The sequence below is a fragment of the Bacillus sp. OV322 genome (assembly GCF_900112495.1).
Classification (GTDB): Bacteria; Bacillota; Bacilli; order Bacillales; family DSM-1321; genus Peribacillus.
Map to the genome: position 1 here is coordinate 582,012 of NZ_FOMA01000001.1, position 14,507 is coordinate 596,518.

At 40.6% G+C, this 14,507-nt stretch carries 14 protein-coding genes; 8 read left to right on the top strand and 6 right to left on the bottom strand.

The features are described 5' to 3' along the window. Window positions 1–113: 113 nt before the first annotated feature. Window positions 114–296 (bottom strand): YlaF family protein, encoded by a 183-nt coding sequence (locus BM126_RS02905; protein WP_090987960.1) that lies wholly within the window; start codon window positions 294–296, stop codon window positions 114–116. A gap of 145 nt (window positions 297–441) precedes the next feature. Here BM126_RS02905 and typA point away from each other — a divergent pair, with 145 nt between their 5' ends. From typA to BM126_RS02920, 3 genes are read left to right on the top strand one after another with little or no spacing between them, the layout of a single operon-like run. Then, entirely contained in the window at window positions 442–2,286 is a 1,845-nt protein-coding gene (gene typA / locus BM126_RS02910; RefSeq protein ID WP_090987963.1) for a translational GTPase TypA, read from the top strand. A 25-nt stretch (window positions 2,287–2,311) separates the two neighbouring features. Further along, window positions 2,312–2,620 carry a YlaH-like family protein gene (locus BM126_RS02915; RefSeq protein ID WP_090987965.1) on the top strand — a complete coding sequence of 103 codons (309 nt, stop codon included), beginning with the start codon at window positions 2,312–2,314 and terminating at the stop codon, window positions 2,618–2,620. A 2-nt stretch (window positions 2,621–2,622) separates the two neighbouring features. After that, the gene (locus BM126_RS02920; protein WP_090987966.1) at window positions 2,623–2,913 is read left to right on the top strand and encodes a hypothetical protein; all 291 of its coding nucleotides are present in this window, start codon (window positions 2,623–2,625) and stop codon (window positions 2,911–2,913) included. 34 nt (window positions 2,914–2,947) lie between these two features. Here the strand turns inward: BM126_RS02920 and BM126_RS02925 are convergent, their stop codons facing one another. The 3 genes from BM126_RS02925 to BM126_RS21845 form a co-directional block, all read right to left on the bottom strand. After that, the gene (locus tag BM126_RS02925) at window positions 2,948–3,391 is read right to left on the bottom strand and encodes a hypothetical protein (protein ID WP_090987968.1); all 444 of its coding nucleotides are present in this window, start codon (window positions 3,389–3,391) and stop codon (window positions 2,948–2,950) included. After that, window positions 3,381–3,581 (bottom strand): YlaI family protein, encoded by a 201-nt coding sequence (locus BM126_RS02930; RefSeq protein WP_071352845.1) that lies wholly within the window; start codon window positions 3,579–3,581, stop codon window positions 3,381–3,383. The genes BM126_RS02925 and BM126_RS02930 overlap by 11 nt, the downstream gene beginning before the upstream one ends. 168 nt (window positions 3,582–3,749) lie before the next feature. Further along, the gene (locus tag BM126_RS21845; protein ID WP_141770022.1) at window positions 3,750–3,953 is read right to left on the bottom strand and encodes a hypothetical protein; all 204 of its coding nucleotides are present in this window, start codon (window positions 3,951–3,953) and stop codon (window positions 3,750–3,752) included. Window positions 3,954–3,983: 30 nt separating this feature from the next. On the opposite strand from BM126_RS21845, the gene BM126_RS02940 reads away from it, so the two are divergent. Continuing rightward, a complete protein-coding gene (locus tag BM126_RS02940) occupies window positions 3,984–5,312 on the top strand; it encodes a PhoH family protein (RefSeq protein ID WP_090987972.1) in 1,329 nt (442 codons plus the stop codon). 133 nt (window positions 5,313–5,445) lie between these two features. On the opposite strand, the gene BM126_RS02945 is transcribed toward BM126_RS02940, so the two are convergent. Further along, entirely contained in the window at window positions 5,446–5,973 is a 528-nt protein-coding gene (locus tag BM126_RS02945) for a peptidyl-prolyl cis-trans isomerase (RefSeq protein ID WP_371261392.1), read from the bottom strand. 259 nt (window positions 5,974–6,232) lie between these two features. On the opposite strand from BM126_RS02945, the gene BM126_RS02950 reads away from it, so the two are divergent. Continuing rightward, window positions 6,233–6,514, top strand: a complete 282-nt coding sequence (locus BM126_RS02950) for an Fpa/YlaN family protein (RefSeq protein ID WP_071352842.1) — start codon at window positions 6,233–6,235, stop codon at window positions 6,512–6,514. A gap of 512 nt (window positions 6,515–7,026) precedes the next feature. After that, window positions 7,027–10,470: a pyruvate carboxylase gene (gene pyc / locus BM126_RS02955; protein WP_090987976.1), complete on the top strand. Its 3,444-nt coding sequence runs from the start codon at window positions 7,027–7,029 to the stop codon at window positions 10,468–10,470. A gap of 128 nt (window positions 10,471–10,598) precedes the next feature. Here pyc and BM126_RS02960 read toward each other — a convergent pair whose 3' ends face one another. Beyond that, window positions 10,599–11,579, bottom strand: a complete 981-nt coding sequence (locus tag BM126_RS02960) for a COX15/CtaA family protein (protein WP_090987977.1) — start codon at window positions 11,577–11,579, stop codon at window positions 10,599–10,601. A 702-nt stretch (window positions 11,580–12,281) separates the two neighbouring features. On the opposite strand from BM126_RS02960, the gene cyoE reads away from it, so the two are divergent. Then, window positions 12,282–13,208: a heme o synthase gene (gene cyoE, locus BM126_RS02965; RefSeq protein ID WP_090987979.1), complete on the top strand. Its 927-nt coding sequence runs from the start codon at window positions 12,282–12,284 to the stop codon at window positions 13,206–13,208. 212 nt (window positions 13,209–13,420) lie between these two features. After that, a complete protein-coding gene (gene coxB, locus BM126_RS02970; protein WP_090987981.1) occupies window positions 13,421–14,503 on the top strand; it encodes a cytochrome c oxidase subunit II in 1,083 nt (360 codons plus the stop codon). Window positions 14,504–14,507: the final 4 nt, after the last annotated feature.

A 14,507-nucleotide genomic window follows, 5' to 3' on the forward strand; every position in this document is an offset into this window, starting at 1 on the left:
ATAACGGCAGCCTTTAGCAATGAGGAAGTTAGCGTAATATACCCTGGGAACAAAGCGTTTACATATATTTTTTTAAAAAAACAGTCAAGTCAATATTGATTGATCGCAGCTCTTTATAATTTTTCTTTTTGCCGCATTTTCCTTTTTAATGAAAATCCATAGCCCATTATAATAAACAGGGCCAAAATACTGATGATTACCCCGGCAATGCTTTGTTCGGCAATAGAAATGCCTATCCAGCTGATGCTTGCGACAGCCAGAAGAGCTAACAAAAGGAAACTCCATTTTATATTCATTTTCTCACCTCATTAGTGTAGTAAATCTGATATTAATTACATTGTACAAAATTTCGTGCTTGGTTTCTACTATGTTTGTGATATAATATGTAAGTTAATGGTACGATAATAACATTTAAACTAACCACTATTAGGAGTGAATTTTTTGAAATCTCGTAATGATATTCGAAATATAGCAATTATTGCCCACGTTGACCATGGTAAAACAACTTTGGTTGACGAACTTTTGAAGCAATCAGGTACTTTTCGTGCGAATGAACATGTAGAAGAACGCGCTATGGATTCCAACGATCTTGAAAGAGAACGGGGAATCACCATTCTTGCGAAAAATACAGCTGTTCAATATAAAGATACAAGAATCAATATCCTGGATACTCCAGGACATGCTGACTTTGGCGGAGAAGTGGAACGTATCATGAAAATGGTAGACGGCGTTCTTTTAGTTGTTGATGCCTATGAAGGCTGCATGCCTCAGACTCGTTTTGTTCTTAAGAAAGCTCTTGAACAAAAGCTTACTCCAATTGTTGTAGTAAATAAAATTGATAAAGACTCTGCACGTCCTGAAGAAGTAATTGATGAGGTATTGGATCTTTTCATTGAATTAGGTGCAGAAGAAGAACAGCTTGAATTCCCGGTTATCTATGCTTCAGCCATCCAAGGTACTGCAAGCCCGGATCCTGATCCATCAAAACAGGAAGAGGATATGTCTTCATTATTTAAAGCAATTATCGCAAATATTCCTGCTCCAGTAGATAACAGCGATGAGCCGCTTCAATTCCAGGTTGCGCTTCTTGATTACAATGACTATGTTGGCCGTATCGGTGTTGGCCGTGTTTTCCGCGGAAAAATGCATGTAGGACAGCAGGTTGCTCTTATGAAACTTGATGGCAGCGTGAAACAATTCCGTGTTACGAAAATTTTTGGTTTCAGCGGTTTGAAAAAGGTTGAGATTGAAGAAGCATTTGCAGGCGACTTAATTGCAGTTTCAGGAATGGAAGACATTAATGTCGGTGAAACTGTCACTCCTGTTGAACATCAGGAAGCACTGCCTGTTCTTCGAATCGATGAACCAACCCTTCAAATGACTTTCCTTGTTAACAATAGCCCATTTGCAGGACGTGAAGGTAAATTTGTAACGGCCCGCAAAATCGAGGAAAGATTAAAGGTTCAATTACAGACAGATGTAAGCTTGCGTGTTGAAAATACAGATTCACCTGATGTATGGATTGTTTCTGGACGCGGAGAGCTTCACCTTTCCATCCTTATTGAAAACATGAGACGTGAAGGCTACGAGCTTCAAGTATCTAAACCTGAAGTAATTGTCCGTGTTATTGACGGTGTACGCTGTGAACCGGTTGAACGTGTTCAAATTGACGTTCCTGAAGAGCATACTGGATCCATCATGGAGTCTATCGGCGCCCGTAAAGGTGAATTGCTTGATATGATCAATAATGGCAGCGGCCAGGTCCGCCTGATCTTTAACGTGCCTGCTCGCGGACTAATCGGTTACTCAACAGAGTTCCTTACAATCACAAGAGGCTACGGAATCATGAACCATACATTTGATAGCTATCAGCCTATGCAAGCTGGTCAGGTTGGCGGAAGAAGGCAGGGTGTTCTTGTTTCTATGGAAACAGGAAAAACAACTCAATATGGAACTATGCAGGTTGAGGACCGCGGCGTAATCTTTATAGAGCCAGGAACAGACATTTATGAAGGAATGATTGTCGGCGAACATAACCGTGAGAGTGATTTGACTGTTAATATCGTAAAGGCAAAACAAATGACTAATATGCGTTCTGCCAATAAAGATCAGACAACTTCTATGAAAAAACCTAAAATCATGTCACTGGAAGAATCACTTGAATATCTGAATGACGATGAATATTGCGAAGTAACGCCAGAATCAATCCGCCTTCGCAAAAAAATCCTTGATAAGAACGAACGCGAAAAGTTTGCCAAAAAGAAAAAAATGGCTGAAGCCAACTAATACGTACGTTTAGGGAGGAAGAAGCATGGGTGTCCATGAGCATTTATCGTTTTTTGCTGCATTATACAGAGTTGACGAATTTCCTGAAACAGGAATGTGGTTTTTGTATCTGACGATTTTAGCCCTTTGTATAATCGTATATCAGCTGGGTTTTGCAAAAAAGCTGCCGCTGTTAAAAAATATTGTCATTTATGCGGTAATGGCTCTTGGATGTACACTTCTATCCTTCTTGGGCGTTTTTCTGCCAATGGGTGAGGGCCTTGTAATAGCGGCCCTTGTTCTAGGCATATACAGGTTCCGGCTTCGTAATCATAATAAGCGAGAGCAGGCTTAATCATGCAGTCCCTGCAGGATGCTCTTTATAATTGGCTGACCATTAAAGTGGTGTGCGACGCCAGACTGGATGACATGGCTGCTCAAGAAACAAAGGCATTTTTTGAAGCCAGGCTGAAGGAAGATTACGATGCATCAGTTAGTAATCTGGAGAAAAACGGACCATTTTATTTTGTCGATGTGTTAGCAGGCGGTGAAAAAAAACGGCACCGGTTTCCTGTTGAATTAATTGAGGCATTGCTTGAACAAATTGTGGCAGAGCCTGACAAATACAAAAATTATAATGAAGAATAACTAAAAACCCGTACAGGTTCTTCTGTATGGGTTTTTAGTTATTCTGTTTAAAAGAAGCCAGCATAGGCAATAAGCATGCATATAAAAGGTGGGAGATTGCCCATAAACCGAATGCTGTCATATTATTAGTCTGAGGTTTAGGAAGGGAAGAAAGCGATGATAAAGGGAAATATGCAAAAATTAAAGGAATGATTATAAGAAGAGAGGTTACATACTTTCCATGTAATGAGCAGATTTTCCATTGATATAATATAAAAAAATAAAGAATGCCAAGTACGGCAGACAGCAGGAGATGGAATAGGAATTGGGTCATTTCCCTCCACGGGATTTTTCCGATTACAGGAATGAACTTCGTATCGAGAAGAAGCCTATAGATATTTTCATTGGTGACATTTTCGATTGCTTTCATTAAAAATCCAAGAAAAAAGCCGGAAACAAGGCCGGCCATAATGCCATACTGCACAACTTTACCATTCATCTTCGGGAGTAACAGAGCGGTACAGCCGGAAGTTCCCAGTCTCAATGCGCTTCTGTGTTCTTTCTTCTATTCGTGAATGGCATTCTTCACACATATAAGTATGTATAGGGCGGTTCCGTAATTTCTTTGCTTCTGGAGAGTAATCAGGTATTGATTCAATTTTGTCGCAGATTACACATTGTACTTTCATATATTATTCCTCTTTCCCCGGCAGTAATTGCGCTGATTTGCTAGGCTTTTTTTATTAAAAATCAGTGATGAATATACATGGACATCCACCTTTAGTATAACATGTTTATCAGCAGATGAATATTTGGATATCCCAAGAGCCTCCACTGCCCGGAATGCGCGGCTGAAGTTAATTGAAGCCCATTTTCTGCTGCTTTTCATGCAGTCCTGCACCTTTTTGCTGCAGCCAGCATTTTGAATGGAGACTTGGCAAAAATAGTCCTGTTTCCATATACCATACAATTCTTCTTCTATCTTGCCCGGAACCGACATATATTTTATCAATAGTCTCGTCCTTTGTATACACCTGTGAACAGGATGAAAAATGAGACATCTGAAATCGATTAGGCGGGAGGCTTCATTATTGGACAAAATATATGTTTTAGATACCAATGTCTTGCTGCAGGATCCTTATTCCATTTTTTTATTTGAAGATAACGAGGTAGTCATCCCGGCAGTTGTTCTTGAAGAATTGGATTCGAAAAAAAGATATATGGATGAAATAGGAAGAAATGCGCGGCAGGTATCAAAATTAATTGATGGCTTCCGCGAAAAAGGAAAACTTCATAAAAGTGTGCCCCTGCACAATGGGGGTACTATCAGAATTGAATTAAACCACCGTTCTTTTCATGAACTTCAGGAAATTTTCATAGAAAAAACAAATGACAACAGAATTCTGGCAGTTGCCAAAAATTTATCGCTTGAAGAGGAAAGCAAGGAAAACGGAAAAATTGTCATATTAGTCAGCAAAGATACACTGGTACGGGTAAAAGCAGATGCTATTGGGCTGCATGCCCAGGATTTTTTAAACGACCGTGTTGTGGAGATGGACCATATTTACAGCGGGTTTCAGGAGTTATTTCTTTCACTTGAAGCATTGAATGCATTCTATGTCCAGGGTAACCTGGAAATCGCTAAATACTCAAACCAAACCTTCTATCCCAACCAATTTATATTGCTGAAGGACGAACTCGGAGGATCATCTTCCGCAGTGGGCATTATGGACTGGACGGCAAAAAAAGTGAAAAAGCTGATCTTTGACAGCGAGCATGTGTGGGGAATAAAACCAAGGAATGTACAGCAAATAATGGCTATGGAGGTCTTGCTGAGGTCTGACTTGCCTTTGGTGACGTTGATTGGAAAAGCAGGAACTGGCAAGACACTCATGGCACTTGCAGCCGGTCTTATGCAAACGGAAGATCTGGGGCACTATAAAAAGCTTCTTGTTGCCCGTCCGATAGTGCCTGTAGGAAAGGATATCGGTTACCTGCCTGGTGAAAAAGAAGAAAAGCTGAGACCCTGGATGCAGCCGATTTTTGATAATCTGGAGTATTTGTTCAACACTAAAAAGCCTGGGGAATTGGACGCAATCCTTGCGGGGATGAGTTCAATAGAGGTCGAGGCGCTGACATATATCAGGGGGCGAAGCATTCCGGACCAATTCATTATTATTGATGAAGCCCAGAATTTAACCAAGCATGAAGTGAAAACAATCCTTACCAGGGTCGGGGACCGCAGTAAAATTGTATTGATGGGAGACCCCGAGCAGATTGATCATCCATATCTGGATGAATATAATAATGGGCTTGCATATGTGGTTGAGAAATTTAAAGATCAAAAAATATCGGGGCATGTGAAATTGATTAAAGGAGAGCGGTCAGGACTTGCCCAATTGGCTGCGACACTGCTTTAGCTGTATTTTTATTAAAACATTTAATGCTGTTCTCCATGCAAGCGGCAAAGAAAGGTTTCTTTGCCGCCGTCTAAAAGTTATATCCTGCATGGATTGCGGTGATAGAGCTGTTAAGAGTGTAAAAAAATTAAGTTTATTTCACAGTAAATGAGACAACATTTCTTATTGGCTGATCCCGGTTGGTGCCATTGCCGAAGTAAATATATAAAGGCCCGCCATCTTTGATGGGTTTGCCGTCCACGGAGAAACCAAGCAGGAAATTACTGGCTTCTTGCATGGTGAAATGATGTTCTTTACCGCCTGCTGTTACGGTAACTCCGGAAGCGTTTTCATCAGGTTCGGCATTTTTTAGGAATGGCTGAAAGGGAATTATAAATGTGCCTGATAAAAGTCTTTGTTTCTCAAATTTTCTTTCTGTTTTTAAAGTAGGGGGGAGAGTGGCCCCTTCCTGTATTTCCTTTTGCCAATGCCTTGCAGCAGATGCAGTATATTCTTCATCGCCGCTGCGCTCTGTTTTTTCCTCTGAAAAATATGTATCTATCTCAATCTTTCGGTCATCAAAGATCCAGACGCCGGGATCAAGGGTAATCTGATATTTTACTTTCCCGTTAATAAAAACGATGGATTCCATTTCAATCAATTCCTTTCTTGGCTGTTTCAAGTATAAGTATAAGCAAAAATCATGAAATTGTCACAATTGAAGAAATGAAAAACGTGCATCAGTTTGAAATCGAAAATCCCTGCAGTTCCCTTTTGGTGTGACGCTGAGTTACTTTCAGGCAAATAAGAGGCAGGAATCCTGAGTGACTCCTGCAGTAAAACGGAGCCCTTGTAAACTTATAAGTTCCTTGCTTTTTCATGAAAGTAAGGGTAAAATTTATAGATAAGATTTAATCGCTTTTTGAGCGGGGGGATTTATTATGGCATCTGAAATGCTTGTTAATCATCAAGAAAAAGCCTATGCTTTGTTAAAAGCAGATGCTGACAAGATTCTGAAGCTAATTAAAGTACAAATGGACAATCTTACTATGCCTCAATGCCCTCTTTATGAAGAGGTTCTCGATACTCAAATGTTCGGCTTGTCCCGTGAAATAGATTTTGCTGTCCGTCTGGGACTTGTGGATGGTTCAGAGGGAAAAGCTTTATTAGAAGAACTCGAAAGAGAATTATCAGCTTTACATGAGGCTTCCTTGCGAAAATAAACCTGCAGGATAATAAACTCAAAGTAATCGAACAGATTCTTTGAGTTTTTTTATTACCCGTTTTATGCTGTAAACAAATATTTTTATTTCAGTAAATGGTTTTTTTATATATAATGATAAAAAAGTTGCTGTAAATGATTTTTTTATTGAATTCAGAATATTTTCGTATTATTGTTTAAGTATTATTTTTAAAGGATACATAATCATATTCATTATTTTCTGTTTATTCCCTATAAATATTATATTTAAATAATTGGATTATCTTAACAGGGAATTTCTTTGGAATCTGCCATGTTTATTTATCGAAACGTATAGGGCTATTTCCATTAAAATTGTGAAGTAAAAGACCGAGATTGTTCTCCGTTCTTTTTTTCAATATATTCATGTCCATTTCATATTGCAATATTTGAAGGGTGCCGGTATCAGATTTTTGTAAGAATCTTTCTGAGGTGTCCCCCATGGCAAATATGAAATAAGCAATTCAGCTAAAATACATAAAAGTAGGTGCTATTATGAAAAAAAGTCGTATTACAAAAATCCTTGCTGCAAACCGGGGAGAAATCGCAATCAGGATTTTCAGGGCATGTACCGAGCTGAATATTCGGACAGTTGCCATCTATTCCAAAGAGGACTCTGGCTCTTATCACCGTTATAAAGCTGATGAAGCGTATATAGTCGGCGAAGGAAAGAAGCCAATCGATGCTTATTTAGATATTGAAGGCATTATTGAAATTGCAAAAAGAAGCGGTGTAGATGCCATTCACCCTGGATACGGATTCCTATCGGAGAATATTGATTTTGCAAGACGCTGCGAAGAAGAAGGGATTATATTCATAGGCCCTGAAACAAGGCATTTGGATATGTTCGGCGATAAGGTAAAAGCAAGGTACCAGGCTGTACAGGCTGAAATCCCGGTTATTCCCGGAAGTGACGGGCCCATTGGAAGTTTGGGAGATGTCGCAGAATTTGGTGAAAAAAATGGTTTTCCTATTATTATTAAAGCATCATTGGGCGGCGGCGGCCGCGGCATGAGGATCGTCAATAATGCCGGAGAGCTGCAGGAGGCATATGAGCGTGCAAAGTCAGAAGCGAAGGCCGCTTTCGGCAATGATGAAGTGTATGCCGAAAAATTCATTCAGCATCCAAAGCATATAGAGGTTCAGATTCTGGGTGACAAACATGGAAATATCGTACATCTGCATGAGCGGGATTGTTCTGTTCAGAGACGGCATCAAAAGGTTGTGGAGGTAGCTCCGTCTGTATCGATTTCTGCGGAATTGCGGACACGTATTTGTGAAGCGGCTGTAAATTTAATGAAAAATGTAAATTACATCAATGCAGGTACAGTCGAATTCCTTGTGGCAAATGATGAATTTTATTTTATTGAAGTCAATCCAAGGGTTCAGGTTGAACATACCATTACTGAAATGGTAACAGGCATTGACATTGTTCAGTCACAGATTTTAATAGCAGAAGGATTTGAGCTTCACGACTCGACAACGGCCATTCCTGCACAGGAAGATATACAAACACATGGCTTTGCCATTCAGTCCCGTGTCACAACGGAAGATCCCTTAAATAACTTTATGCCTGATACCGGAAAAATCATGGCCTACAGGTCAGGCGGAGGTTTTGGGGTGCGCCTGGATGCCGGTAACGCCTTTCAGGGAGCGGTTATAACACCTTTTTATGATTCATTGCTTGTAAAGCTGTCAACACACGGCATGACCTTTGAAAAAGCGGCCGCCAAGATGGTCAGGAACTTAAAGGAATTCAGGATACGAGGCATCAAAACGAACATTCCATTTTTAGAGAACGTTATTAAACATGAGAAATTCAAAAAGGGAGAATACGATACTTCCTTTATTGATGACACTCCTGAGCTGTTTGTTTTTCCTAAAAGAAAAGACCGGGGCACGAAAATGCTCAGTTATATAGGGAACGTTACAGTAAATGGATTTCCGGGAATTGAAAAAAAGAAAAAACCGGTTTTTGACAAAGTGGATATCAGCAGGCTGAAAACAAGCAAGGATATTCAAAGCGGAACCAAACAGATTCTTGAAGCTATGGGTCCAGAAGGTCTTGCGAATTGGATCAAAGGGCAGAATGAAGTCCTCATCACCGATACTACATTCCGCGATGCCCATCAGTCTTTGCTTGCAACAAGGGTCAGAACAAGGGATCTGCTTCAAATAGCGGAACCTACTGCCAAGCTTTTGCCTCATTTATTCTCCCTGGAAATGTGGGGAGGGGCAACATTTGATGTCGCATACCGTTTCCTTAAGGAAGATCCTTGGGACAGGCTGCTCCGGATGCGCGAAAAGGCGCCGAATGTTTTATTTCAAATGCTGCTGCGTGCATCCAATGCTGTCGGATATAAAAATTATCCAGACAACGTAATTAAAGAGTTTGTCGATAAATCTGCTTCTGCTGGAATTGACGTATTCCGGATTTTCGACAGCCTTAATTTCGTTAAAGGAATGGAAGTTGCGATTGATTCAGTCCGCAGTTCCGGAAAAGTAGCTGAAGCCGCGATTTGCTATACAGGTGATATAAACGATCCATCGAGAAGAAAGTATGATATTGATTATTATAAAAACTTGGCAAAAGAACTGGAAAATCAGGGAGCACATATCCTTGGTATAAAAGATATGGCAGGGCTGCTAAAGCCTGAGGCTGCTTATCGCCTGATCTCTGAGTTAAAGGATACTATTGATATCCCCATCCATTTGCATACACATGATACGAGCGGAAACGGGATTTACATGTATGCAAAGGCAATAGAAGCAGGTGTGGATATTGTCGATACAGCTATCGGCTCCATGGCAGGGCTGACTTCACAGCCAAGTTCCCAGACTTTGTATTATGCCCTTGAAGGCACAAAAAGGCAGCCTAAGCTTGATATTGATTCACTTGAGGAATTATCAGGGTACTGGGCAGGTGTCAGGGAGTATTACAAGGATTTTGAAAGCGGCATGGTGGCGCCCCATACAGAAATCTACAAGCATGAAATGCCTGGTGGCCAGTACAGCAACTTGCAGCAGCAGGCAAAAGCAGTCGGTTTGGGTGAACGCTGGAATGAAGTAAAAGAGATGTATCAAAGAGTCAATGCCATGTTTGGCGATATTGTAAAAGTTACACCTTCTTCAAAAGTGGTAGGAGACATGGCACTTTTCATGGTGCAAAACGATTTGGATGAGGAAGCTGTTATAGCAAAAGGAAAATCAATTGATTTTCCGGATTCAGTTATTGAATTGTTCGAAGGTTATCTTGGCCAGCCAAGCGGAGGCTTTCCAAAAGAACTGCAGCAGGCCATATTGAAAGACAGGAAGCCAATTACGGTAAGGCCGGGAGAGCTTCTTGAAGATGTCGATTTCGATAGTCTTAAAGAAGAGCTATACAGGGAAATCAACAGGCCTGTCACAAGCTTTGATGCGCTGGCATATGCCCTATATCCAAAGGTTTTTCTTGATTATGTGAAAACGATTGAACAGTTTGGGGATGTTTCAAACCTGGACACTCCTACCTTTTTATATGGAATGAGGCTTGGAGAAGAAATTGAGGTTGAAATAGAAACTGGAAAGACACTGATTGTGAAACTAGTATCTATCGGCCAGGCAGAGGCCGATGGAACCAGGGCCATTTATTTCGAACTGAACGGCCAGTCCCGCGAGGTTGTCATTAAGGATGAGAGCATTAAATCATCTGTCCAAAGCAAAATGAAAGCAAATCCCAAGGATCCATCTCACATTGGAGCAACAATGCCAGGAACAGTATTGCGTGTCGTTGCTGAAAAGGGAGAAAAGGTGAAACAAGGCGACCATTTGATTATAACTGAAGCCATGAAAATGGAAACTACTGTACAGGCTCCTTATTCAGGAACCATTAAAGAAATACATGTTAAAGACGGCGAAGGTATCAGCACTGGAGATTTGCTCATTGAAATCGAGAAGTAAATAATCAGAAAGAGTGCAGACTTTAAAGCATCCCGTTTTAAAGAAACAGAAAAAAGGCTATCTCATAGAGATGCCTTTTTTCTGTTTCTGGCCCGAATGATGTACCGCCATGAGCGGGACCTGCTTCGCTATATAATATTACCCTTTTGCGAAGGCTGGAGATTAACAACCTTATTTTTGGAGGCGATCTGTGCCTGGGCAGAAAAACTGTTTTTCTTGCTCCGGCTTGTTAAAAGCAGCAAATAACTCAATACGCCAAAGAAGCAGGAAATGAATACTACATGTGCAAGGGAAACGATTAGGTTTAGCCTCGTAACGATAATCAGAATGCCTGCAAGTGCCTGGAAAGTAATTAAGGAAAAAGCGGTTATCCATCCCCAATAAATTACTTTTTGATGTCTGTATCTGCTTATGGCAGTGTAGGTAGCAATCCCAGCCCAGATAAAAATTAATCCGGCAGCACCCCTATGCCCCATCTGCACCCATTCGTAAAGATTGCCTGGGAGAGAGGGGCTGCTGTTTACGCACAAAGGCCAGTCTTTACATACCAGGCTGGATTTCGTGTGCCTGACAAGTGCCCCTGTATAGACCACAATATATGTATAAATCATCAGTCCGTATATATGGAATTTCATCGTTTTATCGACGATCAGTTTTTTTGCATCGAATTTTTTGTCCACCTCAAAAATAAGAAGAGTCAGCAGGAGCACTGAGGCAAAGGATATTAAGGAAATCCCAAAATGAAGGGCCATAATAAAACTGGATTGACCCCAAAGCACAGCTCCTGCACCAATCAGTGCCTGTACTGCCAAAAAAATGAAAGACATAAGTGACAGAAGCTTTGTTTCCCTGATATGGCCAATGCTTTTCCAGGACCAGACCGAAAGTATTAAAACCATGAATCCCACTGAACCGGAAATGAGGCGGTGTGCCAGTTCAATCAAGAGAGCAGGAGTAATATCCGAAGGGACAAACCTTCCTTCACATAGAGGCCAGGAACGTCCGCAGCCCATTCCTGAGTCAGTTTTAGTTACAAGAGCGCCGCCCAGCAATATTAAAAGCATTCCTATTGTCGTTAATACCGCAAACCACTTTAATGCCCGATACACCCAGTCTCACCTCTTTAATTCTAAGTTCGCTATAAGCACGATAAGCATTCGTTGAATCGCTTGCTGTTCATATTGGCCTTTATTGGTTAATCATAGCATAAAAGAAAAGAATTATTTCAAAAAAACTCAATAATTAAACTTTTTTGATATTATTCAACTTACCTCTTTTTTGAAGAATTGTAAATAAAAAATGTAAACGCTCTTACAAGCTGGATGTTTGAAAATGCACTGTGCAGCTGATAAAACTAATAGGGGAGAAAGGGATAGTATATATAGCAAAGTAATTAAAATTCCATGTGTGAATAGTGCCTGCGGGACGATGCCGTGTTAAGAAGGAGGAATATTTACGGGAAAGGGATTACAGCACCCGGCCCGTTTGGCATTCAGGGTTTTTAATAGCAGGAGATTCTTGAAATTATAGAGATTGAGTCACAATTTGGTCAAAAATTATACAAAAAAAATCCACAAAATTGGATTAAAGTATGATTTAATAGACTCAAGAAGGATACTTAAACTTTTATTCGTGGTAATATAATGATATAGAAATAAAATATATTATATTAGGATTTCGTTGACAGTGATATAGGAATGAAGCTGATTCTTTGTTGACACTTCCTTGATTGCAAATGCAAAAAAAAAATATGAAATAATAAGCAGAAGACGTTTTTTGTGTTTGCTGAAATATTCAAAGGAGGAACATATATGTCTAACAGGGCACTGACAGAAGCCGACATAAAAAACGGCGAAGCATCCCTTATTCCAGAAACAACTGCCTGGAAAGACTTTACGGCGCTTATCAAAGTTGGAATAGTAAATTCCAATATGATTACGACTTTTACGGGCTTATGGCTGGCTCTTCATTTTTCAGGCATGCATTTTTTAACTAATCTTGACACTGTTTTCTTCGTCCTGGCTGGTTCAGCACTAATCATTGCGGGATCATGCAGCTTAAATAATTTTTATGACCGCGATATCGATCATTTGATGGAAAGAACCAAAAACAGACCTACTGTAACTGGAAAAGTCAGTCCTGCCAAGGTATTGACACTTAGTCTCATTCTAATCGCACTAGGGCTGTTTTTGCTTGGCTTAACAAATATGACTGCTGCATTCATCGGCTTTATCGGTGTTTTTTCATATGTAGTGCTATATACAATGATTTCTAAACGGCGTTTTGTCTCAAATACGATTGTAGGCAGCATCTCCGGTGCCGTTCCTCCGCTTATCGGATGGGCAGCTGTCGATCCGGGTCTTGATACAATGGCTTGGGTGCTATTTATGATTATGTTTCTATGGCAGCCTCCCCACTTTTATGCCTTGGCAATGAAACGTGTGGAAGAATACCGGGCGGCAGGCATTCCAATGCTTCCAGTCATAAAAGGATTCAAAGCAACGAAACGGTCTATTGTCTTGTGGGTTGCATGCCTTGTTGCCGTTCCATTCTTTCTTACCTCACTGGGCCTTCCGCTTGTAATTCTGGCTTCAGTACTGACGGCCGGATGGCTTGCACTTGGCCTTTACGGCTATAAAATGAAAGACGATTTAAAATGGGCCAGGCTAATGTTTGTCTACTCCTTGAATTACATGACCATTTTGTATGTTGCTATGGTTATCGTCACCGTAATATAATTAAATGACTATCCGGCAGCTTCTTGAATTGCCGGATAGTTTAATACATAACAGAACATCATCTTTTGTACCGGCATACATAATAAAGCTTGATTCCTATCCTTTTTTTGGGGATTCTTTCTGATTTGCAGAATTTATATAGAGAGAATTTTATTAACCATTCACATCTTTAGAATATGTGAAATTTTGACGAAAGAGGGGTTTCATAAGCTATGAAAAAAAAGCTGCAAAAATGGCGTCTGTTTTCAATTTTTGCAATTTTGGCGCTAATTCTATCCGGGTGCGGAAAGCCTTACCTGTCTGCATTAACGCCAGCTGGAGAAGTAGCGAAAAAACAGTATGACCTGATGATCCTCAGCACGATGATCATGGTACTGGTAATCGTTGCTGTTATTGTGCTTTTCGCTGTTGTAATGGTGCGCTTCCGCCGCAGAAAAGGGGATGAATCAATTCCCAGGCAGGTTGAAGGGAATCACAAACTTGAAATCATTTGGACTGTTATTCCTATTATCCTTTTAATCGTCCTGGCTGTTCCTACTGTTATAAGCACGTTTGACTTTGCGGATACAAAAGCCATGGAAAAGAAAGATAAAGCAGGGAAGACGAAGGATGCCCTTGTAGTAAATGTAAGGGCCAACTTATACTGGTGGGAATTTGAATATCCTGATTTAGGGATTGTCACCAGTCAGGAACTCGTAGTCCCGACTGGCCAAAAGGTTTACTTCAATTTAAAGGCTTCCGATGTGAAGCATTCATTTTGGATTCCTGCAGTAGGAGGTAAAATGGATACCAATGTTGATGGAGTAAATAAATTCTGGCTGGAGTTTGATCCGAAGAAATCAGAGGACGTCGGCAACATGTTCTATGGTAAGTGTGCTGAACTGTGCGGTCCATCCCATGCACTTATGGATTTTAAGGTGAAAACTAAATCCAAGGCAGATTTTAATCAGTGGGCAGCAGATATGAAAGCGGTTAAAAAACCGGCTGCTGCTGGAAATCTTTCAAAAGAGGGCGAAGCAGTGTTTAACAAATCCTGTATTGGATGCCATGCGGTTACCCCTACAGATGCAAGGCCTGAAAAAGCACGCCAGGCGCCAAACTTAGCTAACTTTGGGGAGCGGGAACGGATTGCTGGTGTTTTAAAGCATAATGAAGAAAATCTGAAAAAATGGCTTCAAAATCCTGAAGAGTATAAACCGGGCAATAAAATGACCGGAAAATACGGAAAGCTTACAGATCAGCAGCTGGATGCACTCTCTGCATACTTAATGGGTCTGAAAGTGGAAGAACAATAGGGGA